Source organism: Cohnella lubricantis, from assembly GCF_014212015.1.
GTDB classification, from domain to species: Bacteria; Bacillota; Bacilli; order Paenibacillales; family Paenibacillaceae; genus Cohnella; species Cohnella lubricantis.
The window spans coordinates 1-23,378 of record NZ_JACJVN010000018.1 but is presented as its reverse complement, the minus strand read 5'-3'; the positions used below and the strand labels follow the sequence as shown (position 1 = coordinate 23,378).

Annotated in this window: 23 protein-coding genes; 8 read left to right on the top strand and 15 right to left on the bottom strand. The window is 56.7% G+C overall.

The features are described 5' to 3' along the window. Positions 1–94 precede the first annotated feature (94 nt). The 4 genes from H4Q31_RS04270 to H4Q31_RS04255 form a co-directional block, all read right to left on the bottom strand. Complete coding sequence (locus tag H4Q31_RS04270; RefSeq protein WP_185177829.1) at positions 95–934, bottom strand: carbohydrate ABC transporter permease; 840 nt, start codon at positions 932–934, stop codon at positions 95–97. 39 nt (positions 935–973) lie between these two features. Then, positions 974–1,867, bottom strand: coding sequence for a carbohydrate ABC transporter permease (locus H4Q31_RS04265; protein ID WP_185177828.1), 894 nt, complete (start codon positions 1,865–1,867; stop codon positions 974–976). 76 nt (positions 1,868–1,943) lie between these two features. Further along, positions 1,944–3,323: an ABC transporter substrate-binding protein gene (locus H4Q31_RS04260; protein ID WP_311771683.1), complete on the bottom strand. Its 1,380-nt coding sequence runs from the start codon at positions 3,321–3,323 to the stop codon at positions 1,944–1,946. Between the two features lie 132 nt (positions 3,324–3,455). Continuing rightward, complete coding sequence (locus tag H4Q31_RS04255) at positions 3,456–4,535, bottom strand: GntR family transcriptional regulator (protein WP_185177827.1); 1,080 nt, start codon at positions 4,533–4,535, stop codon at positions 3,456–3,458. A 188-nt stretch (positions 4,536–4,723) separates the two neighbouring features. Here H4Q31_RS04255 and H4Q31_RS04250 point away from each other — a divergent pair, with 188 nt between their 5' ends. From H4Q31_RS04250 to H4Q31_RS21940, 4 genes are all read left to right on the top strand, one after another. Beyond that, complete coding sequence (locus H4Q31_RS04250) at positions 4,724–4,903, top strand: hypothetical protein (protein WP_185177826.1); 180 nt, start codon at positions 4,724–4,726, stop codon at positions 4,901–4,903. 763 nt (positions 4,904–5,666) lie between these two features. Next, positions 5,667–5,816 carry a transposase gene (locus H4Q31_RS04245; RefSeq protein ID WP_185177825.1) on the top strand — a complete coding sequence of 50 codons (150 nt, stop codon included), beginning with the start codon at positions 5,667–5,669 and terminating at the stop codon, positions 5,814–5,816. 267 nt (positions 5,817–6,083) lie between these two features. Then, positions 6,084–6,791, top strand: coding sequence for a hypothetical protein (locus H4Q31_RS04240; RefSeq protein ID WP_185177824.1), 708 nt, complete (start codon positions 6,084–6,086; stop codon positions 6,789–6,791). 15 nt (positions 6,792–6,806) lie between these two features. After that, entirely contained in the window at positions 6,807–7,250 is a 444-nt protein-coding gene (locus H4Q31_RS21940; protein ID WP_185177823.1) for a phage terminase large subunit, read from the top strand. A gap of 425 nt (positions 7,251–7,675) precedes the next feature. On the opposite strand, the gene H4Q31_RS04230 is transcribed toward H4Q31_RS21940, so the two are convergent. The 3 genes from H4Q31_RS04230 to H4Q31_RS04220 form a co-directional block, all read right to left on the bottom strand. After that, entirely contained in the window at positions 7,676–8,755 is a 1,080-nt protein-coding gene (locus H4Q31_RS04230) for a Gfo/Idh/MocA family protein (protein WP_376698209.1), read from the bottom strand. A gap of 33 nt (positions 8,756–8,788) precedes the next feature. Further along, complete coding sequence (locus tag H4Q31_RS04225) at positions 8,789–9,808, bottom strand: AraC family transcriptional regulator (RefSeq protein WP_245347538.1); 1,020 nt, start codon at positions 9,806–9,808, stop codon at positions 8,789–8,791. A 109-nt stretch (positions 9,809–9,917) separates the two neighbouring features. Further along, entirely contained in the window at positions 9,918–10,907 is a 990-nt protein-coding gene (locus H4Q31_RS04220) for a Gfo/Idh/MocA family protein (RefSeq protein WP_185177822.1), read from the bottom strand. A gap of 178 nt (positions 10,908–11,085) precedes the next feature. On the opposite strand from H4Q31_RS04220, the gene H4Q31_RS04215 reads away from it, so the two are divergent. The 4 genes from H4Q31_RS04215 to H4Q31_RS04200 all read left to right on the top strand — a co-directional run bounded on the left by H4Q31_RS04215 (position 11,086) and on the right by H4Q31_RS04200 (position 16,512). Further along, on the top strand, positions 11,086–12,003 hold the full coding sequence (locus H4Q31_RS04215; protein ID WP_185177821.1) for an aminoglycoside phosphotransferase family protein: 918 nt from the start codon (positions 11,086–11,088) through the stop codon (positions 12,001–12,003). 149 nt (positions 12,004–12,152) lie between these two features. After that, a complete protein-coding gene (locus H4Q31_RS04210; protein WP_185177820.1) occupies positions 12,153–13,913 on the top strand; it encodes a methyl-accepting chemotaxis protein in 1,761 nt (586 codons plus the stop codon). Between the two features lie 238 nt (positions 13,914–14,151). After that, positions 14,152–15,882 carry a methyl-accepting chemotaxis protein gene (locus H4Q31_RS04205; protein ID WP_185177819.1) on the top strand — a complete coding sequence of 577 codons (1,731 nt, stop codon included), beginning with the start codon at positions 14,152–14,154 and terminating at the stop codon, positions 15,880–15,882. A gap of 132 nt (positions 15,883–16,014) precedes the next feature. Continuing rightward, complete coding sequence (locus H4Q31_RS04200) at positions 16,015–16,512, top strand: CcdC protein domain-containing protein (protein WP_245347537.1); 498 nt, start codon at positions 16,015–16,017, stop codon at positions 16,510–16,512. Between the two features lie 106 nt (positions 16,513–16,618). Here the strand turns inward: H4Q31_RS04200 and groL are convergent, their stop codons facing one another. The 8 genes from groL to H4Q31_RS04160 form a co-directional block, all read right to left on the bottom strand. Then, positions 16,619–18,244, bottom strand: a complete 1,626-nt coding sequence (gene groL / locus H4Q31_RS04195) for a chaperonin GroEL (RefSeq protein ID WP_185177818.1) — start codon at positions 18,242–18,244, stop codon at positions 16,619–16,621. A 78-nt stretch (positions 18,245–18,322) separates the two neighbouring features. Further along, positions 18,323–18,607 (bottom strand): co-chaperone GroES, encoded by a 285-nt coding sequence (gene groES / locus H4Q31_RS04190; protein ID WP_126961006.1) that lies wholly within the window; start codon positions 18,605–18,607, stop codon positions 18,323–18,325. A 208-nt stretch (positions 18,608–18,815) separates the two neighbouring features. After that, positions 18,816–19,607 (bottom strand): twin-arginine translocase subunit TatC, encoded by a 792-nt coding sequence (gene tatC, locus H4Q31_RS04185; RefSeq protein ID WP_185177817.1) that lies wholly within the window; start codon positions 19,605–19,607, stop codon positions 18,816–18,818. Positions 19,608–19,616: 9 nt separating this feature from the next. Next, on the bottom strand, positions 19,617–19,847 hold the full coding sequence (gene tatA / locus H4Q31_RS04180; protein WP_185177816.1) for a twin-arginine translocase TatA/TatE family subunit: 231 nt from the start codon (positions 19,845–19,847) through the stop codon (positions 19,617–19,619). A 71-nt stretch (positions 19,848–19,918) separates the two neighbouring features. Next, a complete protein-coding gene (locus tag H4Q31_RS04175) occupies positions 19,919–20,971 on the bottom strand; it encodes a molybdopterin-binding protein (protein ID WP_185177815.1) in 1,053 nt (350 codons plus the stop codon). Further along, positions 20,968–21,462 carry a MogA/MoaB family molybdenum cofactor biosynthesis protein gene (locus H4Q31_RS04170; protein ID WP_185177814.1) on the bottom strand — a complete coding sequence of 165 codons (495 nt, stop codon included), beginning with the start codon at positions 21,460–21,462 and terminating at the stop codon, positions 20,968–20,970. The genes H4Q31_RS04175 and H4Q31_RS04170 overlap by 4 nt, the downstream gene beginning before the upstream one ends. A gap of 146 nt (positions 21,463–21,608) precedes the next feature. Beyond that, positions 21,609–22,118: a cyclic pyranopterin monophosphate synthase MoaC gene (gene moaC / locus H4Q31_RS04165; RefSeq protein ID WP_185177813.1), complete on the bottom strand. Its 510-nt coding sequence runs from the start codon at positions 22,116–22,118 to the stop codon at positions 21,609–21,611. Further along, the gene (locus H4Q31_RS04160) at positions 22,078–22,845 is read right to left on the bottom strand and encodes a 5-formyltetrahydrofolate cyclo-ligase (RefSeq protein WP_185177812.1); all 768 of its coding nucleotides are present in this window, start codon (positions 22,843–22,845) and stop codon (positions 22,078–22,080) included. The genes moaC and H4Q31_RS04160 overlap by 41 nt, the downstream gene beginning before the upstream one ends. Between the last annotated feature and the right edge of the window lie 533 nt (positions 22,846–23,378).

Below are 23,378 nucleotides of genomic sequence, written 5' to 3'. Positions count from 1 at the left end.
GCCGATAAAGCGATCACGGCCATCAGAGCCAGCAAGGCTGACAAGAGCTTGAAGGAACGAGCGAACCGTCGAACGATAGGCCTCCGCACGGCTCTTATCCCTTCAAGCCGCTGATCGCGAGCGACTCCACGAAGTATTTCTGGCAGAGGAAGAAGACGATGATGACCGGAACCATCGCGATGAAGGAAGACGCCATGATCATCGGATAGTTCGAGCTGCCGATATACATCGACTTCAGGGAGGCGATCATGACTTGAATCGTTTGCTTCTCGGTCGTATGCAGATAGATGAGCGGACCCAAGAAGTCGTTCCAGATGCCCATGAAGCCGAGCGCGGCTTGCGCGGCAATCGCCGGCTTGGCGATCGGCATGGCGATCGTGGCGAACGTGCGGAAGAAGCCGCTGCCGTCGAGCTTCGCCGCTTCGATCAATTCCGTCGGCACGGCACCCTGCATGAATTGCCGCAGGAAGAAGATGACGACAATGTTGCCGAACAGCCCCGGGACGATGAGCGGCAGCAGCGTATCGACCCAATTCAAATGCGAGAAGCCAATGAATTGAGGAATCATGACGACCGAGTATGGAATCATCATGGTGCCCATTAAGCACATGAAGATCGTATCTTTATAAGGAAAACTCACTTTCGCGAACGCGTAGGCAGCCATCGACGAGACCAGCAAGCCGATCGTCAGCACGAAGACGACAATCAGCGCGCTGTTCAAGAAGCCGTACAAGACCGGCACGGCTTCCCATACGGCTCTGTAGTTGTCGAAGGTCATCGGATTCGGAATCCACTTCGGAGGCAGATCGAATACGTTCTGTTGATATTTCAAGGAAGTTGAGATCGTCCAGACGAACGGAGCCAGCATAATAACCGAGCCGGCGAGCAGAATCAGAATCGCAATGGCTGTGTTCAGCCTGCGCCGAATAAGCATAAGCACTCCTCCAGTATCGTTACTCGATTGCGCCGCGGATCAGTCGTTATAGACCCATCTCTTCGACAAGCGGAATTGAACGAGGGTAAGCAGCAAGATAATCACGCCAAGCACCCACGCTTCGGCGCTCGCGTAGCCCATGTCAAAGTAACTGAACGCATGTTCGAAGACGTTGAAGACAACCGTCCCTGCGCTGTACTCCGGTCCGCCGTCCGGCGTCATGACATAGACTTGGCTGAAGGCTTGGAACGTCCCGATGACACCCATCACGATGACGAAGAAGTGGATGTTGGACAGCAGCGGCAGCGTGATCATTCGGAATTTCTGCCAACCGCTCGCGCCGTCTACTTCCGCTGCTTCATAATAAGTAGAGGAGATCGCCTGCAGTCCGGCCAGGTACAGCACCATGTTGGACCCGACGCCGCCCCACAATCCCATCACGATAAGGGACGGCTTCACCCAATTCGGATCGCCGAGCCAGTTCGGGCCGGTAATATGGAACCAATTCCAGAGCGTCTGGTTAATGACGCCGAAGTCATTGTTCAGCATCCATTGCCACAGAATAGAGACCGCCACGATCGGCGAGATGACCGGAATATAATAAATCGTCCGAAAGACGGATATGCCTCTCATCTTCCGATTCATCAGAACCGCCAGAAGAAGCGAGACAATCATGCCAAGCGGAACGTGAATAAGCATGAAGGTCGTATTGAAGAAGGCCTTGTACACTTTCTCGTCGCCGAACATACCCGAATAGTTCGCCCAGCCGATGAATTCGGGAGGCGTAATCATATCCCACTTCGTGAAGCTCAGAACCGCAGAAGCAATCAAAGGCGCTAAACCGAAAATGACAAAGCCGAGCAATGGTATCGCTACGAACGCATAGGCCCACAGCATCTCCTTGCGCCGGTAGCCGGGAACTTTGTTCGTCAAGATGCTCTCTCCCTTCCCTCCAACTATTGATAGAAGGTGAAGGGCGACTGCTCCTTCACCTTCCATGTTCAGCCTTCTATTTGTTGCCTTTGTCGTACAGCTCTTGCAGCTTCGGCGCTTCCTGCTTCAGCCAGTCCGCCGCTGACATCTGGCCGGTCCACACCTTGCTGGCATCCTGGTTGAACGTATCCAGCCACTCCGTGTTCTTGGAGCCGTATTCAACAGGCGGATGTCCGATCTCCTTCACGATATCCAGGAACACTTCCTTGTGCTCCGGCGCCTTGCCGTTGTTCATGTAGTCGTTCGTCGCCATGTCGATCAGGTTCGGCACCGCTTGGCCCAGCTCCATGTTCTGCTTCTGGCCGTCTGGATCCAGAGACAGGAACGAGGCCAGGTCGAACGCTTCCTGCGGATGATTCGTCTTGCTGGAGATGACGAAGCCCATCGAGCCAAGCCACGTCGACGTCTCGCCCGTCTTCGGACTGGAGGGCCATGCCGCGAGATCCCAGCCGAACGGCAGATCCCAGAACGCCGGCTGATCCCACGGCCCCATCGGGAACATGCCGATCTTGCCAGCGATGAACCGCGAGTAGGCGTTCATGGCCTGCACGTCTTCCGGCGAAGGAGCGACGTGGTGCTTCAAGGTCAAATCCGCTACCCACTGCATCGCTTCGGCGAATTCCGGCGAGTCGATCTTGACGGTGCCGGTCGCATAATCGACATAATCGCCGCCGTTCGCCCAGACCGCGCCTTCGAGCGGGAAGTTCGCCGCGCCGTAGATGTCGAATTTGCCGTCGCCGTTCGTATCTTCCGTAATCGCTTGTGCAGCCTTCAGATAGTCGTCCCATGTCCACTTGCCTGCTTCAGCCGGCGGATAGGCGACGCCTGCCTTGTCGAACAGCTCTTTGTTGTACGCCAGCGCCCAAGGGCCGACGTCCTTCGGAAGGCCGTACAGATCGCCCTGTCCGAGCTGAGAGCCGTCATAGCGGTACCGGTCGAGCGCTTGCTTCCACACGTTGTCCGGGTTGAACAGATCCGTCTGGTCCAGATACTGCTGAATATCGAGGATCGTGCCAGCCTCCGCATAACGATAGAATGCAGGTCCGGAAGTATAGAAGATGTCCGGCATCTTGCCGGCAGCGGACAACGTCGTCAGCTTCTGGTCATACTCGGCCGGCGGTACGCTCGTATAGTTAACTTTCACATTCGGGTATTTCTCTTCGAAGGACTTGATCAGCTTGGTGAAAATCTCTTTCTCATTCGGCTCCGCGTGCCCCATGAAGGAAATCTCAACCTTCTCCTTGGAAGCACCCGCGGAAGCGCTTGCGCTAGTCGACGCGCTTCCGCTGTTGTTAGCCGGCGAAGCGCTGCCTCCATTGTTGTCAGATCCGCAGGCTGTAAGCGCTGCCATCAATGCGACTGCTGTCGTCGCGGCAGTAAGATGCTTGAGCTTCACTGCTTCAACCTCCCTGTATTTATACAAGATAGCGAAAGCGGATACATGATAGCGGCTCTGCGTTTGTAACCGCTTTACACCTCGTATCTTACTTCATCCAGGGATATGTTAATATACTTTATTTAGTATATATTATACCTTTATATTTAACTTGACGGGGATCGCTACCCGCTGCGGGTTAAACGTCCCCTCCATCTGCTCCAGTAAGAAGGAGACGGACTGCTTGCACATGGCCTCTTCATCTTGCTCTACGTAGCAGACACCCGGACAATCCGGATCGTCGAATCCGAACAACAGGAAGTCTTCAGGAACCGGCCTCTCCAGCTTCTTCAGCGCCTGGAACGCGGTCTGGCTCAGCTCCGCATTCATCACGAAAGCCGCTGTAATCTCTGGACGATCCGCCAGGAAATCGCGGATCAGACTGCTAACGTTGCGGTCGTGCACCTCCTCCAGCCGGACAATGCACCACATGTTCTTGTTGATCGGCAGGTTCTGGTCCGAGAACGCCTTCTCGAAGCCTCTCGCCCGATCCTCGGTAACGGTATTCGTAATCTCTGGAGAGATAAGCGCAATATGCTCATGGCCTTGGCGCAGCATGTACGACACGGCCTCGTACGTTCCCGCGATGTTGTCCGCGCTCACGCTGTAGGTGCGGATCTCCTTCAGATAGCGGTCGATGAGCACGAGCGGGAATTTGTTCAAGGACAGTCGCAGAATGTCCTCGTTGTAGGTCTCTTCTTCCGTCGGGAAAATAATAATGCCTTGCGCGCCGCAGGCGATCATCGATTCGATCGCTTCGCTCTCGTTCAGCTGCGATTCTCTGGAGATGCGCAGAATGACTTGATAGCCATGCTGAACCGCGAACCGTTCGATGTGCTGAACGATGCGCTGCTCGACCTTCGTCCGAAGGGTGGGCACGATCAAGCCGATCAGGCCCCTCTTCTGCCTGCCGTCCGCGGCGGCGGCGTGCAGGCTTGGAATATGCGCGCTGAGGACGTCTTGATTCACGAACGTTCCTTTGCCTTGATGCCGGATAAGAATTCCTTCGTCCGCAAGTCCGATCAGCGCGTTCTTGCTCGTGATCTGGCTGACGTGGAACTGTTCGGCCAGCTCCTTCTCGGAAGGAACCCGGTCGCCGGGTCTTAACTTGCCTTCTCTAATCAGCTCTTTGATCTCATCTTGGATCTGCTTGTACAGCGGCTGGTTCTTCATCTTGTCCACATCCCGATAGTAATTGTTATACTTAGTATAATGTATATTATGTAATTAGCCTACTCCCAATCGTGAAATCTTCTCGAACACTTGGGTTTTTTGGCGTTTTTGCGCTTATCCCTTCGGCTCAGATGGCGGGTGGGTGGTGTGGCAGGCAGATCAGGCAGAGGCAGATTGGCTGATGTAGATTGGCTGAAGTAGACAGGAGGTACGGATTTGCAGAAGTAAACAGCAGGTATGGATTGGTTGATGTAGACAGCAGGTATGATTGGGTAGAAGTAGACAGCAGGTATGATTGGGTAGAAGTAGACAGCAGGTATGATTGGATAGAAGTAGACAGCAGGTATGATTGGGTAGAAGGTTACTAAGCAGAAGCAGATTTCAGGGATCGCGTTGGCAGTCGGGCAGGATCGAGTTGTAAAAGTACACTTAGTTGCCGCCCGCCTCGCTATTTCCGAGACCTAGTTGCATATCTGCACTTAGTTGGCGCCTCAACTGGCATTTAAGCTCGATGCCGCCGAATTAAGTGTACCATCTCCACGGCCCCCTAATTGAATTGGAGTCCTAACCTACAATATATTATTGTATTTTTAGGGGGGGACGAGCAGTATGCGACGATCAAACAAGCTGTACGAGGAAGTGCGTCTCGAGGTAGTACGTGAAGCAATGTCCGGGATCAAGTGGACATCCATGATCTCCCGCCGGCAGCTCATCAAATTCAAGAGCTAAAGCGGCTTCAGGAAGTCGAGCAGAAGTACGACAAGGCCATGAAGGTGCTCGGCGAAAAGGAACTTGAAATCGAAATTCTGCGTGAGCTCTTAAAAGGGCAGAACCCTGCTTATCCGAAAAATACGATTTAGCCGACCGCTTTATTAAGCAGGGGAACATTGCAACCCTCGTGTTGCGAATCATAGGTCTGGCGGAGTCAACCTACTATTAGCGTCTCAAGCGTACGAAGCAATGGACAGCCGCTCCTGACGTCAAAAGAGGCCGTCCTTGTCCAGGTTACTCCCTGACGTTGCAAGGGCACAAGGTGAGCGACGAACAAATCAAGGAGTCGCTGATGCTAGACTGAATAGTAGACACAGATTACACTGATGAAATGAAGCAGAATCGGAGGATTGTGTCGAGATGAAAAAGCCCCTGTATGACGAGACATACAAGCGTAAGACGGTACAGTACGTCAAGGAAAGCGGAAAGGCGGTGGCGGAAGTCGCCCGCGAACTGAAAATCAAGGACAACACGCTCAACGGCTGGATGAAGAGATATGTAATTGGTTGAAAAAATGAGCAATCATACGAAAGACATTATTCGTACGGTGTAGACTTCGGAATTAGGGGGCCTAGCCGATTTCGACAGGATGTATTACATAAAATGAACTTTAATATATTTTTCTTTACGAATGCAACTAAATGCCTAAATGGTGTGTCTTATTATATAAGGGTAATTTGGAATAAAAAAGAAAAGTAGGTTAAAATTGATTGGCGGTTTTCCTTATTCCAAATTAGCTCGAAAAATGGTTTAGGATGAAAAAAGGAGAAGATAAAGTTGAGAAAACAGTCGCTAAAAAAGTCTTTGTTATCTGTACTTACTATTGTCGCAGTATCTACTAGTTTGACTGGAGTTGCATCTGCTGCCTCCAACGACACGTCTACTCCAACTCCTTTTGTATCTGGTTTTACTGCAAATACTACATTTGTCTCTGCGAATGATGCACTAACTGATGTCACCACAATCAGTTCTGATGTTCCAATTGAGAGTTATACTGTGAAAGAGATAACAGCTGAGGAATTTGCACAGAGAACTGGAAGAAGTCTTGCACAACTAGAGCCAAAAACGCTCACAAAAGCTTCTACAGCTACGTATCAGTATAGAGAATATGGATTTAGCATAAGTCTTGGAGGTAATATAACTGCAAGAGCAGGTGTTTTGGTTCAACTCGAACAGCTTATGATGGGCGCAAGCGTAGTCTATCGAATTAACTTTAACGACACCGACTCAGCTTATATATCTCCTGGTAGCGGAGGACATTTCCAAATCTATAAGAATTACGCTTCTTCAATTCCAGAAAGCGACACTCAATTCGTTTTTGCTGTCAGTGGATATGCAGAAACTGCTGTAGTAGAAGAGTTTTCTACAGAGACTGGACTCACCATTGGGGAACTAGTCAATATTGGCTGGAGCTATTCTTCCACATCTTCTAGTACCACCTATTACCGGAAAAATTTTTCAGCTTCGGCTAGGTTCACAGTTTAGCCAATAGGAAAACGGATGTCCTTAAATCCAGGACATCCGTTTTTTGATTCCAATTTTGGGAACATTAATCAAAAGCCAATGCAGATCGTCTATAAGCCGACCGGGCAGCGGATCATATTCCGCGGTGCCGATAACCCAATCAAGATCAAGTCCTTGCGACTCCGCAAGGGCTTTTTTAAATCCGTTTGGTACGAGGAGGCAGACGAATTCGGGGTCGAGGATATTCGCTCGATCAACCAGACGCTGCTGCGTGGCGGCCACGGTTACCGAGTGTTCTACTCTTACAACCCGCCGAAGAATCGAAAGCGCTGGGTCCATGAGTATCGCAAAAACCCGCCTCCCGGCTGGCTGACAAATTACAGCGATTATCGCAGCGTTCCGCGGGAGTGGTTTCTACCTAGAGGCCGAGAGCCTCCGGGAGCGGAACGAGCTGGCGTACCGGCACGAGTATCTCGGTGAGGACACAGGAACGGGCGGCGAAGTATTCCGCAATCTGACGCTGCGCCGGATCAGCGACGAAGAGATCGCAGTATTCGACGCATTAAACGCGGCCTTGACTTCGGCTTTGCAGCACATCCGACGCATTATGGCGTCATGCACTTCGGTAGCTCCAATTGCAATTAGATGCTCCTAATCGCGCTAATTCGACGAAAATAAGTGTACAGCATACAATTAGTGCCCCCGCGCAAGCGGATTGGGTGGCAGCGAGTTGGGCGGCGGCGGATTGGGCCGCGATAGGTTGGGCAGCAGCGCCAACATGAACAGGCCGTTCGTGACGGCAAGAACGCCGGAACGAACGGCCTATTAAACTTACGATGACGGCTGCGGAAGCAGAACCTCAACTCGACGGACAAGGACAGACCAATCGCCCGTCGAGCGCCGCCTTATACCGGCAACTGGACCGATACTTCCCGGCGCAAGTCCGCGGAGCGAAGCACGCCGTCGATGATCGCCTGCTGGATGAGAATCTGTTCGCCCGGAATCGGAGCCGGACGGCCGTCCCGCACTGCCTCAGCGAAGTCGCGTACCTTCTCGTCGAACAGGTTGAGCTGGTGGCCGATCAGCGGCACTTCCGTCGACGTATGGCCGCCGAAGTCGTCGTGGAACATGGTCATGGAGCCGATCGCGCCATCCCATACGCCCGACCACGGGCCTGAGCCAGCCGGCGTCACCTTCAGTCCGGCGTCCGTCCCGAGGAACATCGTGGCGCCCAGCGTATCCATGTGCATCGCCCAGGAGATCTTGAACTGCAGCGTCAGATCGTTCTCGAAGCGGACCATTGCGACGCCGAAGTCTTCTACTTCAAACTTGTTCGCCTCCGGATGATAGAGCGGATTCGTTCCGAAGTGATTCGCCGTGAACGCCGATACTGTCAGCGGCCGCGGATAGCCCAACGTGTTCAGCGCCATGTCGAGCGAATAGCAGCCGATATCGGCCATCGCCCCTGCGCCGGCAAGCGTCTTGCTGATGAACGTGCCGCCCGGCATGCCGCGGCGTCGTCCGCCCCCCGTCTCGACATAGTACACTTGGCCGAGGCGACCCGACTGAACGATCTCCTGCAGCCGCTTCATGTTCGGATCGTACCTCGGCTGGAATCCGATCGACAGCATGCGGTCCGATTCCTTCGCCGCCTTCACCATATCCAATGCTTCCGCCAGCGTGACCGACATCGGCTTCTCAAGCAGCACCTGCTTGCCCGCGCGAAGCGAATCCACCGCCGTCCGATGATGGGAGACGTTCGGCGTGCAGATGCTGACGCCATCCAGATCGGCGGCCAGAAGCTCAGTATGGCTGTCGTAGGCAGCAGCGTCCGTCAGCCCCTCCCGCTCCGCGAATTCGCGGGCTCTACCGGGGATGACATCGGCTGCCGCAACGATCTGTACGAAAGGCAGCTTCCGGTAAGCCGATACGTGCGCGCGGGCGATGCCGCCCGTGCCGATAATGCCGATTTTCACCATGTTCATCAGTGACTTCTCCTCCCGATCCTTATTCCGTCGTTATCCCGATGATAGCGCTTCATCCGGCGAATCGCCGCCAGCCGGCTGCCGAACGCCGTGAAGCCGGCGATAAGCGGCAGGCGTCATGCCGAACTTGCGTTTGAATACTGGATACAAGTAATTCGGCGTCGCATAGCCGTGATCGAGCGCGATAGCTTCGATCGGGCGCTGCGACCGAAGCAGCTCATCCGCGATGCGCTGCAGGCGAACATGCTCGACCCAATCGCTGAACGTCGTCCCGCCTTCGCTCCGGAAGATTCGCTGCAGCTGCCGGGGACTCACCTGCACTCGCTCCGCCACCTCTTCCAGCGTGATCGGCCCGGCTTCGTTATCCTCGATGAACTGGGCCGCCAGCCGGAATCGATGATCGTTCATATCCCGCTCCGGGATGTTGCCGCAGGCCTCCGGCGACGCATGCACGCGAGCCGCGCGCAGCAGAATCTGCACGATCGTCTGCTTCATCGTTGTGTAGAATCCGACCGCCTGCTCCTCCCATGCCCGGTATGCTTCGAGGAAGCAGCCCATCGCATGATAACGGTCCCATGCGGGAACGCTTGGCATCGTCTCCAACAGCTGTACGCAATCCCTCGCTTCCCGCAGCTCCAGCGAGTCGCCCCAGCCTTCTGCCGGCGCCTCGTCCAGCGGAACGATCTCGCAATGCAGGCACAGCTCATACATCGGGTCGCATTCGTCCGAACGCTGCTCGTGGACAACGTCCGGGCCGGTCAGATAGAACAGCCCTTCCCGCAGCTCATAATAGACTCCGCCAATAGTGACAGAGCCTTTGCCTCTCGGAATGAAGTGGAACTCATATTCCGAATGCTTATGCGCGGAGATGACTTGCCCCGGACCGAATGACGCCAGATGGCAGCGCAGCACGCGAATGCCGTATCGGCCCCAGCGCAATTGCAGGTCAAGGCGGTCCAGCGCATACCGCTTGCGCTCCATCCTCGCGAACGGGAAAGGCGCTGACGCAGCCTTCCGTCCCGCATGATCCTCCCGCTGGCTAGCCATCTGCATGCCGATCGCTCCTTCCGCTCCATATGTATGCGCTATCTAAATATCGCGGGCTGAAGATTCCCATTGCAATCGCCAATGCCCCTGCCAGTCGCCATATCTGCGCCTTCGCCTAATCACGCAAGTTCGCCAACCGAACCGCGCTGCCATCCGAAGCGGATAGATTCGCCGCTTCCATCAGCTTCGTCAGATCAAAGGCCAGCTCCACGTTCTCGGCCGCTTCCGTGCCTTCCTCGACGTGCTTCACCCATTGGTCAAACGCGAACGGCAGCCGATCCTCCAGCGGAATCTCGCGCCAGCTGTCGCCAAGCCGGCTGCTGCGAACGAGCAGCTTCTCCTCCGGGAAGCCGAACAGCAGCGTGCCGTCCGTGCCGTGCAGCTCGATCGAGAACGGAGAGTGGCTGTTCACGAAGCCTGCTTCCGCGATGCCGATCGCTCCGTCCGCATACGTCATAATCGCAACGGCGTTGTCCTCCACTTCCTTGCCGGTCACATAGCCGAACCGGGCGCTCACTTCATCCGGCAACCCGAGGAACAGCCGTATGAGATAGACCGGATGGCAGCCCAGATCGATCAGAGCGCCGCCGCCGCACTGCTCCTTCGAATAGAAGTGTTCCGGCAGCCAGCCTGCGGTCGCGCCATTGTGCGACAGCCGAACACGAGCGAGCGTCAGCCGGCCAAGCGTCCCTTCTTCGATCACCCGCAGAATCGTCCGCGTATACCCGTCGTACACCCTGGGCAGCGATACCGCGAGCTTCACGCCTGCTTGCCGAACGGCCTCCAGGACAGCATTCGCTTCGCTAAGGGTAGGCGCAACAACCTTCTCGGTGAAAATGTGCTTGCCCGCCCGAGCGGCCCGGACCATAATGTCCCGGTGCAAGTTCGTCGGCGCGTCCACGACGACCGCGTCGATGTCGCTTCGCGACAGCAGCTCATCCAACGAATCGATGAACGGCACGCCGTACTTATTCGCCTTCTCCCGTCCCCGCTCGGGGATCTCGTCCCAGACGGCCGCGAGCTCCGTCCCCGGGTTGTCCAGCACTTGCCGGGTATAATCCTCCGCATGCACATGCCAATAGCTGATCATGGCTGCTCGAATCATTCCGCACGCCCCCTCACTTCAAATATACGACACATGCTCAAGATAACACACCTCGATCCTCGCGATGAATTCAGAATAGTGCCATTCGGACTATAAATATGTGACACAACACCGATAGGCTTCTTATGTGATACACTTCTCTTAAAATGGAAATGGAAGATGGAGGCGGATGCGGCGTATGGAACGGCTGCCAATGAAGTTCCAACAGACAGTGCGAAGCGTACATGGAGCGAATGGAGCCCGTTGGCTGGATGGCTTCGATTCGCTGATTCAGCACTGCGAACAACGGTGGAATCTCACGATTCGGGAAGCGTACCCGTTAAGCTACAATTACGTCGCTCCAGCCGACGGCGCGGACGGGCGCGAATACGTGCTGAAGCTGCGCGTGCCGGAAGATCCGGAGAGCATGCGCGAGTTCGATGCGCTTCGTCTATATGAAGGGAGAGGCGCCGTTCGGCTCGCAGACGCGGAGCCTGAGCGCGGGATTCTGCTGCTCGAGCGGTGCTCGCCGGGACGAACGCTCCTATCCGTCGAGGACGACGCCGAGGCGACACGGATTGCCGGCGCACTCATTCGCAAGCTGCGAACTCCCGCGCCGGCAGGCAGCCGCTTCCCGACGACGCGGGATTGGGCGCTCGGCCTGCAGAAGCTCCGCGCCCGATTCGACGGCGGAACAGGACCGCTGCCCGAGCGGCTCGTTGGCGCGGCGGAGTCTGGCTATGAGCAGCTGCATGCCACGATCTCCTCGCCTCTGCAGCTGCTGCATGGCGACCTGCATCATGAGAACATTCTCTCCGCGGAGCGCGAGCCGTGGCTGGCGATCGATCCGAAAGGCGTCATCGGCGAACCCGCTTTCGAGCCCGTCCAATATTTGATTAACCGCCTGCCGGATGAACCCGAGGCTGCAACCCGGTTAATTGCCGAACGGGCAAGGCTGTTCGCCCGCGAGCTGGAGCTGGATGCCCAGCGTATACTCGCTTGGACATTCTGCCACTCCGTCCTGTCGGCTTGGTGGTGCATCGAAGACGGCGTATCGGACGCCGAGAGCTCAATACGCATAGCGGAAGGATTAGAGACTCTATTGACAAGGCATTAAATCACAATCGGACCAGTCCTTTTGTATCATTTTCTATGCGAATATCTCTAAAAACCACTAGTTGGAACCCGATAAACTATTTAGACATAGCTTCCAGTGAGAGACAGCACACCTGGGGATCTATGCACCATAGCCGAGGAGAGAAAATAATGAACCGTCGCACGAATCGCATTATCCAGTTCACACGTACCCTTCGATTCCGACTCATTCTGCTGCTGTTAATTCCGATGTTCTTCTTCGTTCTAACGGCATTTATGCAGCTGAACACGATCTCATCCAATATGGATAAGATGGACCGCATTCTATTTGAAGGCACGTATCAGACGAACGATCTGACCGTTCAAGCTGACCGAGACGCCTATGAGGCCATGTCCAAATATAACATGCTGCGTTTCGCAGAGCTCAATCAAGAGCAGCACGATCAGATCGCGAAGGAATTCGAGGAGAGCGCCCACTGGGTAGACTCTCGTATCACCCGGCTCACCGCCTTGATGAAGAGATTGGATATGCTGTCCTTAACGGATCCCGAGACGAGCTTGACGGTGGAGCAGACGCTCGCCAACATCGATACGCAGATCCAAGCTTGGCATGACCAGGCGTCTGCCAACATTCAGAACAATACACCCGTCAATATCGATCAGGAGCTCGCGCTTGCCGACAACTTTGAAGCGAGCCGTGCGGGAATCGTCAGCTTAAACAGCATGATCGCCCAATATGCCCATGACGAGACTGAATATTTGAATCAATCGACTCAATCGAACAAGCAGATTACGATCATCTGTCTGGCGATTGAGTGGGTTCTCATCTTGAGCATGGGTTATCTGCTTATTCGCTACTTCGGCAGATCGTTCAACAAGACGCTGTACAAGACGACGCTCGTGGCTTCCGGCGACCTGCAGCCGGCTCCGGAGAAGAAGTATCGGAAGGACGAGCTTGGTCAGCTGCTTCAAGCGGTAGATACGATGATTGGGCGAATGCGCGGGCTGGTCGGTCAGATCAACGACAATACCCAGGCCGTCGCCGCTTCCGCTGTCGAGCTCTCGACGGGCGCGAAGGAATCGGCCGCTTCTGCCAACCATGTCGCCGCCCACATTCAAGAAGTGACGGAGCAAGCCGAAGTGCAGACGAACATCGCCGAGGAGTCCAGCCGAGCCGTCGAAGAGATGGCTGTCGGCGTTCAACGCATCGCAGAGAGCACGAACGTCATCGCGGACGCCGCCAATGTCGCTTCCGAGCAGGCTGAAGAAGGCAACACGCACATGCATAGCTTGAGACAGCAGATGGACAGCATCTTCGAGGGCATTCAATCTCTGTCCCGAACGGTCGCGCAGTTAACCGAGAAGTCGGAGCAGATCGGGCAGATTACCGAGAACATCACGTCCTTCGCCAATCAGACGAACATTCTATCGCTGAACGCTTCCATCGAAGCCGCCAGAGCCGGCGAGCATGGCCGAGGCTTCGCGGTCGTCGCGCAAGAGATTCGCAAGCTGGCTTCAGGCTCGCTCGAATCCGCAGAAGTCATCAGTTCCTTGATCGAAGAGACGCGCAGCGAGATCTCGAAGGCTTCCGGCTATATGAACTCGACCTTGTCGCAATCCGACGCAGGACAAGCGATGCTGAACGAAGTCGAAGAGGACTTCTCCGAGATTCTGCAAGCCGTTAAGCAAGTCGCGGTGCAAGTGCACGAGACGTCCGCGATCACGGAGCAGATGTCCGCCAGCTCTGAAGAAGTCGCAGCGAGCATGGAGCAGTCTGCGACAGCGGCACGCGAAGTTGCCGGCAAGACGCAGGAAGTGTCTGCGGCAACCGAAGAGCAGCTAGCGCTGGCGGAGAACATCTCGCATGCGTCCGAGCAGCTGCGCACCATCGTTGACAGCCTCAAGCAATCCGTGAGCCAGTTCAAGCTGTAACCCTCTGTTAACCGAACGGCAGATCCAGACGAATGTCTGGACCTGCCGTTTTATCTTGGCAGCCCTACTGCCAGTAGGCGACTATTCTATGACGCCTGGTCCCTTTTTTACTGATTTTCGACAACAATCTCTATAAAACTGCACCAGAACTCCCGATATATACAGTGACATAGCTTCTCATTCACTAAAGCGCTATCACAGGGAACCTATGCACTACCTCCGAGGAGTGGTCTCTTCCATGTTGCGTTCGATCCGATTCCGACTAGCTCTACTGCTTCTAATCCCTATGTTTTTCTTCGTATTAACAGCCGTTATGCAGTTGAACACGAACTCTTCCAACATCGGCAAGATGAAGAACACGCTCTACGAGGCCTCGTTCAAGTCGAACAATCTAGTCGTTCAAGCGGACCGGGATATGTATCAAGCTCTTCGAGCTTATGACCTGCTTCGTCTCGCAGGTCTGCCCCCGCAGGATTATGAGCAATTCCAGAAGGACTTCCAAGAGAACGCAACGCAATTTAACGAGCGTCTTACCGATGCTGCCGTTATTCTCAAGGCGAACAGCATGACCGAACTGATCGACCCGGAGACGAATCAGACAGCGGGCGCGCTGCTCTCGAGTCTCCAGACGGAGATCAATCAGTGGGTGCAGCAGACGTCAGCCAATATTGAAGGGCATACCGCCACTGATATCGAACAGGAGAAGGAGCTCTCCACGATGTTCGACAGCACCCGCGGGAAGATTGATATTCTGAGCGATATCATCAACCAATACGCCGTAGATCAGACTGCCGAGATGCAGAGAACGAACGATTCATCCCAAACAATCACATGGATCTCGCTATCCATTGAGTGGCTCGCGATTCTCGTCTTGGGCTACCTCCTGATCCGTTATATGGGCCGTTCCATCAACAAGGCGTTAAGCAAGACGACGCTTGTGGCGGCAGGCAACCTGCAGGCGATGCCGGAAGCCAAGTACCGCAAGGACGAGTTGGGCCGCTTGAACCAAGCGATCGATGCGATGATTGGGAGAATGCGCGATCTGGTTGGTCATATCACCGACAATACCCACACCGTATCCGCATCCTCCATCGAGCTCTCGATCGGCGCGAAGGAATCGGCGGCTTCTTCCACGAATGTCGCGGAGCATATCCAAGCCGTGACCGAGCAGGCGGAGATGCAGACGACGATCGCGGAAGAGTCCAGCCGCGCCGTCGAAGAGATGGCGATCGGCGTCCAACGGATCGCCGAGAATACGAATTCGATCGCGGACTTGTCCACGCGCGCCTCCGATCAAGCCGAGCTGGGCAACAGCCATATGCAGAGCTTGAAGGAGCAGATGGAGAGCATCTTCCAAGGGATTCAGTCTCTGTCCAAGACAGTCGCGCAGTTGAACGACAAGTCGGAGAAGATCGGGCAGATTACCGAGAACATTACGTCCTTCGCCAACCAGACGAACATTCTGTCGCTGAACGCTTCCATCGAAGCCGCGCGGGCCGGCGAGCACGGCAGAGGCTTCGCCGTCGTCGCGCAAGAGATTCGCAAGCTGGCCGCCGGCTCGCTCGAGTCGGCCGAAGTGATCAGCGCGCTCATCGAAGAGACGCGCGGCGAGATCGCGAAGGCATCCGGCTTCATGAGCGCCACGCTCTCGCAGTCCAGCGAAGGGGAAGCGAAGCTAAGTGAGGTCGGGCAGGACTTCACGGCCATCCTCGAAGCCGTTAAGCAAGTCGCCGTGCAGGTGCACGAGACGTCTGCCATCACGCAGCAGATGTCCGCAAGCTCCGAAGAGGTCGCGGCCAGCATGGAGCAGTCGGCGACGGCGGCTCGCGAGGTATCCGGCAAGACGCAGGAAGTGGCGGCGGCGACCGAGGAGCAGCTCGCGCTGGCCGAGAACATCTCGCATGCGTCTGAGCAGCTGCGCGGCATCGTCGAGAGCCTCAAGCAATCAGTGAGCCAATTCAGACTGTAGGGTTACCGCTCCGCTGTTACACGACAACGGCAGATTCGGGTTTTCGCCCGATCTGCCGTTGTCTGTTATGATAGGGATAGCCGCAACTGCTCGTCATGAAGCAGCGGCTCTGCCTGAAAGGATGATTCTCTTATGAACAATTCCCAATCCATTAGCTATGGCATTATGATCGTGGTGATTGTCTTGGTGTTCTGGCTGAGAAGCCGCCGCACGGGACGAGCGCGTCCCATTCGCCGCAACGGCTTCGGCATGCTCATCCCAGTTGTCGTGCTGCTTGCCGTATTTAGCTCCACCATCACCGCGCTGACACACGATCCGGAGCAGCCATTCCATTATCCTGCCGCTTGGGAGATGCTGATCGCAGGGCTCGTCGGCCTTGTACTCGGTGGAGTCATGCTCTATCACACGAGATACGAGAAGCGTGAAGACGGGCAAGTGTATACGATCCCGAACCCGTACTTCAAATACATCCTGCTGGCGATCATCGCGATCCGCCTTGCGTTGTCCGAATATTTCAAGACGCTGGACAGCTCCTCGTTCGCACTGCTCGCGATGATGATGGCCTTCCTCTACATTGCCGTCTGGCGGATCGGCAGCTTCGTCAAGTATCGCAAGATTAGAGCAAGCTAGAACGAACCCCATGCCTAACCTAGAGAGGGGCAGTCCCCGCAAGGTTCCAGTACTGCGAACCTTGGGGAACTGCCCCTCTTTATCTATTTGACGCGTTACGGCTCGATTAGAAGCCGCCCATGCCGTCCATGCCGCCAGGCATAGCCGCAGGAGCTTTCTCTTTCTCCGGCTTGTCGGCGATAACCGCTTCGGTCGTCAAGAACATAGCCGCGACGGAAGCTGCATTCTGCAGCGCGGAACGGGTTACCTTCACCGGATCGATGATGCCGGCTTCGAACATGTTGACCCATTCGCCGGAAGCGGCGTTGTAGCCGATGCCTACCGGCTCCTTCTTCAGGCGCTCGACGATGACGGAGCCTTCTTGGCCGGCGTTGGCAGCGATCGTGCGGATCGGCTCTTCCAACGCGCGCAGGATGATGTTCACGCCCGTCTTCTCGTCGCCTTCCGCCTCAACAGCAGCGACAGCGTTGTATACGTTCACGAGAGCCGTACCGCCGCCGGAGACGATGCCTTCTTCAACCGCAGCGCGGGTTGCGTTCAGGGCGTCTTCGATGCGCAGCTTGCGCTCTTTGAGTTCGGTCTCGGTAGCTGCGCCGACCTTGATGACGGCTACGCCGCCAGCCAGCTTCGCCAGGCGCTCTTGGAGCTTCTCGCGATCGAAGTCGGAAGTCGTCTCTTCGATCTGCGCTTTGATCTGGTTGACGCGAGCTTGGATGTCGCTGCTGTCGCCAGCGCCGTCAACGATGATTGTGTTCTCCTTGTTGACGCGAACTTGGCGAGCCGTACCGAGCTGTTGCAGCGTCGTCGACTTCAGCTCAAGGCCGAGCTCTTCCGTGATCACTTGGCCGCCCGTCAGAGCTGCGATGTCGGCCAGCATCGCCTTGCGGCGGTCGCCGAAGCCAGGAGCTTTGACAGCTACGCAAGTGAACGTGCCGCGCAGACGGTTGACGATCAGCGTGGCTTGCGCTTCGCCTTCTACGTCTTCCGCGATAATCAAGAGCTGCTTGCCGGATTGAACAACCTTCTCCAGCACCGGCAGAATCTCTTGAATGTTGGAGATCTTCTTGTCGGTGATCAGGATGTACGGGTTGTCGAGGACGGCTTCCATCTTGTCCGTATCCGTGATCATGTACGGAGATACATAGCCGCGGTCGAACTGCATACCTTCGACTACTTCCAGCTCCGTGTTGAAGCCTTTGGATTCTTCGACCGTGATGACGCCGTCTTTGCCGACTTTGTCCATCGCGTCGGCGATCAGCTGGCCGACTTCATCGTCAGCGGCGGAGATCGCAGCGACTTGCGCGATGTTGGCGCTGCCTTCGACTTGCTTGGAGATCTTCTTCAGTTCCTCGACAGCGGCGCGAACCGCCTTGTCGATACCCTTGCGAACGACCATCGGGTTAGCGCCCGCGGTGACGTTCTTCAGGCCTTCGCGGATCATCGCTTGCGCCAGAACCGTAGCCGTCGTCGTGCCGTCGCCCGCTACGTCGTTCGTCTTCGTAGCGACTTCCTTCACGAGCTGAGCGCCCATGTTCTCGAACGCGTCTTCCAGCTCGATCTCCTTCGCGATCGTAACACCGTCGTTCGTGATCAGCGGAGACCCGAATTTCTTCTCCAATACGACGTTGCGGCCTTTCGGGCCGAGCGTCACTTTAACGGCGTTGGCAAGCGAGTCAACACCACGGAGCATCGCGCGGCGCGCGTCTTCGCTAAACTTGATTTCCTTAGCCATCTAGATAACCCTCCTCAATTATTCGTTACGTATTGGCAATCGTCTGTCTTATGTCGTTCGCGCGAATAACGCAGGCTATTAACCTACGATCGCGTGGATGTCGCTTTCCTTCATGATCAAGTATTCTTTGCCTTCGTACTTGATCTCGGTTCCGGCGTATTTGGAGAACAGCACACGGTCGCCTACCTTGACTTCAAGCGCAACGCGCGCGCCATCCTTGTTCAGCGAGCCGCTGCCTACCGCGACGATGGTTCCTTCTTGCGGCTTCTCCTTCGCCGTATCTGGCAGAACGATTCCGCTGGCGGTTTTCTCTTCCTTGGCACTCGCTTCTACAAGTACGCGATCACCCAAAGGTTTGATCATGAAAATAGCCTCCTTTGTAAATAGGTTAAATAGTTAGATTTGAGTTGTTAGCACTCAATAATGGGAAGTGCTAATAACCATCTCTTATGATACTGATTTTGCGATTGGTTTTCAAGCCCTTTTCCGTTAAAAAAAGCAGACCCGCTCATCGATTCGGGTCTGCTTCCGTACGTGTTGGCTTATCCAGTTTGTCCCAATACCGCCCGATTCATTCGGACGCTTCCATTGCCAGCTCCATGGCGCGGAGCTTGGCTTGGCGCTTCTTGAACGCCCAATTGGATAGCAGCACGCTGAGCTCATACAGCGCGATGAGCGGCACCGCGACGAGCAGATCGGAGATGAAGTCCGGCGGCGTGATGACCGTGCCGAGCACGACCATCGCGAACCAAGCGATCTTCCGCAGCTTCTTCAGCACAATCGGGTTCAGGATGCCGATCCGCGACAGGAACATCACGACGACGGGCAGCTCGAACAATACCGCCAGCGGCACAACGATATTGAACATGAACGAGAAGTATTGATTAACGCCGTAAAGCTGGTTCAATCCCATGCTGTTCGTCACGTTCTCTGCGAATAGGTAGGCCATCGGGAACACGATGAAGTACCCGAAGGCAAGTCCTCCCAGGAACATGAAGAAAGCCCCCGGCACGTAGCGAAGCGTCGCCTTCTGCTCCTTCTCGCCCAGCGCCGGCCGTACGAACGACCAGAGCTGGAATAGCCCGAAGGGGATCGCCACGACCAAGGAGACGACTAAGGCGAACTTCATGTACAAGCCGATGGCGTCCCAAGGCGAGAAGGCGCTGAGCTCGATCCGTCCGGCAGGCGTCCGATTGACCAGATAATCGTACAGCGGACTAGCTGCGAACACGCCTCCTACCAACCCGAGGACAAGCACGATGATGATGTAGATCAGGCGCTTCCTTAATTCGCCGATATGGTCCATCAAGCCCATTCGCTCATCCCGCGAACGGGCTTCGGCGGAGCTGGAACGATCCGTCATGCCATCCCTCTATTCCGGAAGGCGGCGTTCCGTCTTGGGCTGCTCCGTCTCGGAGGAAGAAGACACATCCACTCTGCGGGGAGCCGCCTCCTGTTCTTCCATAATGCCGTTCGCGCCCTTCTTGAATTCGCGCAGCGTGCGGCCGAAAGCTTTGCCGAGCTCCGGAAGCTTGTTCGGTCCGAACAAGAGAAGAGCGACTATAACCAGCAAGATAAACCCTGTAGCGCCGATGCCTGCCATCGTAACGCCTCCCGTTCCATGTTGTTTGATAGCTGACCAGTATTCTAGCTTGGTTGCTGCTCATCGATGGATCAGCGGTGCAAACCGCCGTATCCCATGCGGACGATATCCTCTCGGACGATCGTCTCGCCTGCCAGCACGCGAGGCAGCAGCACGTCGAAGGATGTATAAGGGTCGTGCATGACGCACCCCGGCAATCCGAAGATCGGCACTCCTCGCAGATAGCCGAACAACAGCATCGATCCCGGCAGCATCGGCGTACCGTAGCTGACGATATCGGTTCCTGCGTCGGCGATGGCTCCCGGCGTCCGGTCATCCGGATCGACGGACATCCCGCCGGACACCAGTATCATATCATAGCCTAAGTCTAGGAAATAGAGAATTTCATTGACAATTGTTTGTCGATCGTCCGGCGCGAAGCGCTGCTCCGCCACTTCGGAGCCCAGCTCCTGCAGCTTGCGCGAGACGGCCGGGCCGAACTTGTCGGCGATGCGGCCCGAGTAGACCTCGGTTCCAGTCGTCAGCAAACCCGCCCGCAGCTTGCGGAAAGGCTTAATCTCGATCGGACGCGCCCCTTCGGCGCGATGATAATCCTCCGCGATTCGTTCGACTTCGGCAACCTTCGCCTCCGGCACGATGAGCGGAATGGCGCGCGTGGCGGCTACCGCATCGCCGGGATGAACGACGCGGCCGGACGTGACCGTCGCCAAGGCGATATCGCCGATGGAGTTGATCCGATCGACGGCATCCTTGTTTATTTTCACAAGACCGGTCATCGCGGACTTTAACGTCACTTTGCCCTCATGCGGCTCGGTACGGGTCGTGTTCGGACCGCCGAGCGCCAGCGCCATCCGCAGCGCGGCGTCGTCCTCATGCAGATCGCCGGGCGCAAGCTCCATGACGTACAGATGCTCCTTGCCGATATCCTTGAGCTTGGGAATGTCGGCTTCCTCGACCCTGTGCCCCTTGCGGAACAAGCGCCCCTTGAACGAACCCGGCACAATCTGCGTCAGGTCATGCGCAAGCAGCAGGCCGACCGCGTCTTCTACCTTCACCTCGCGGAGGAGCGACTGTCCGATCCGCTTCTCGTTCACGCCGCTTGCGGCCGAACTCGAATCCGTCATGCGTCAATCTCCCTCCCCAATCCCTTCACTTGCAGCAAGGCTGCCGGCAGCACCTCGATGATCGCCATCAGCAGCTCGTGCACGCCCTTCGGGTCTCCCGGAAGGTTCACGATCAGCGTTCGCCCTCGAATAACGACGACGCCGCGGTGGAGCATCGCGCGCTGCGTCCGCAGCATCGCCTTCGCTCTCATCGCCTCCGCCATACCGGGAACGCTCCGTTCCGCCACCTTCAAGGTCGCCTCCGGCGTGACGTCGCGAAGGCCAAGTCCTGCGCCTCCAGTCGTCAGGATGAGGTCGGCTTGATGATAATCCGCCATCTCGATCAGCGCCGCCTGAATCTCACTCGTCTCATCCGGCACGATGCGGTATTCGATGACTTCCCCGTCCAGCTCTTCCTCCACCAGCTCCCGGATGACCTGAACGCTCGTATCTACGCTCTCGCCTCTTGAACCTTTATCGCTTGCCGATAACAAAGCTACTTTCCAAGGCATGACTTCGTTCCCCCTCCGCTCCCGGAATGCCAACGCAAGCAACGTATGCAGCGACTGCGATTCGCCGCAAGCCATGATGCCGCTTAACGAATAGACGAGCAATGTCGCCTCTGAAAATGTATTTGCCGTGACAGTCTCTCTCTTTGTCAGCCGCCCCGGACATCTTGCGCTGCGGAATAGTCCCCGCTCTTGCCGCCGCTCTTGGCCAGCAAGCGCGTCGGCCCGATCTCCATATCTTTCTGCAGCGCCTTGCACATATCGTAGACGGTCAGCGCGGCGGCGGATACGGCCGTCAGCGCCTCCATCTCGACGCCTGTCTTGCCGGCCGTCTTCACTTCCGCTTCGATGTACAGCATATCCGAGCCGTTGTCGGCGAACCGGATGTTCACGCCTGTCAGCGGAAGCGGATGGCACATCGGGATCCAATCGGACGTGCGCTTAGCGGCTTGTATGCCCGCAACCTGTGCGACCGCCAGCACATCGCCCTTGGCGACGCCGCCGTCCAGTATGCGCCGGAGCGTATCCGGGCGCATCTTCACGCTCGTCTCGGCGGTCGCTGCGCGCGCCGTGACCTCCTTATCCGAGACGTCGACCATCCGCGCCCGGCCTTGCTCGTTAAAGTGCGTCAGCGGTTCCGAGTTCGCTGCCTGCTCCATCCGTCTTCCCCCTCCCGAACCACGTGATGCCTGCGTCCGTCGCTAATCCGCCGAGCGGCAGATCATGCGGCTCCTGCGGCAATCGGCTGTCAATCTTCTGGATCTCATAGGCGAAGCCGAGCCACAGCGTACCCGGTGCTTCGGAAGCTGCGGCGCTTCCAGCTCCTGCTGCGGATGCAGATGGCGGCTCCGCTTCGCTGGTTGCCCGTGCTTGAGCGGTTGCCGCCGCAAGCTTCGCCGCCCGCTCCGCGTATAGCCTGTCATAGTAGCCTCCGCCGTAGCCCAGCCTTCCGCCATACCCGTCGAAGGCGAGGCCAGGCACGAGCACGGCGTCCAGCGGACCGTCCAGCGGGTAGAGCTCCGTCCGTGCGGGATCCGGCTCCGGCACGCCCCACCGGCCTGGCTTCCAATCCTCCGCCTGAGCCAGCAAGCGCAGCTCCATGCCCTCTCCGTCGTCCCGTATCCGGGGAGCGACGACCAAGTGTCCGCGCGAGCGGCACCACGCTTCGACGGCGGATGGATCCGCCTCGGAGCGGAACGCGCCGTAGACGCACACAACGAGCGGCCGGCCCGGTCGGCGCTCGAGCGGGACGAGCGCTTCGCTGCGAACCGCTTCGGCCAGCCGCGTTGACAACTCTTCTCGCTGAACAGCCGTCAATTCGTCGCGGCGGGCGGAGACGATTCGGCGCAGCTCGCGCTTCAGCTCTTCGTCCTGCGAGCGGTACATGCTCATCCCCCCGGTCCAAGCGCCCAAAAGTTAGTTTCAGTTTATCATTTTTTCCCGAATTTCGCCAAGAAGACCTAATGGCCTATCCTAGGCCCCCTGTGGAGCCGAGTTACTCGGTTTGGCCGAGTATCTCCTGCTCGCCGCGCCCCTTCGGAGCCGAGTTACTCGGTTTGGCCGAGTATCTCCTGCTCGCCGCGCCCCTTCGGAGCCGAGTTACTCGGTTTGGCCGAGTAACTCCTGCGCGCCACGCCCCTTCGGAGCCGAGTTACTCGGTTTGGCCGAGCAACTCCTGCGCGACACGCCCTTACGGGGCCGAGTTACTCGGTTTGGCCGAGTAACTCCTGCGCGGGACGCCTCTTCAGGGCGGAGTTACTCGGTTTGGCCGAGTAACTCCTGCGCGGCTCGCCCCTTCGGAGCCGAGTTACTCGGTTTGGCCGAGTAACTCCTGCGCGGCACGCCCCTTCGGAGCCGAGTTACTCGGTTTGGCCGAGCAACTCCTGCGCGCCGCGCCCATTCGGGGCCGAGTTACTCGG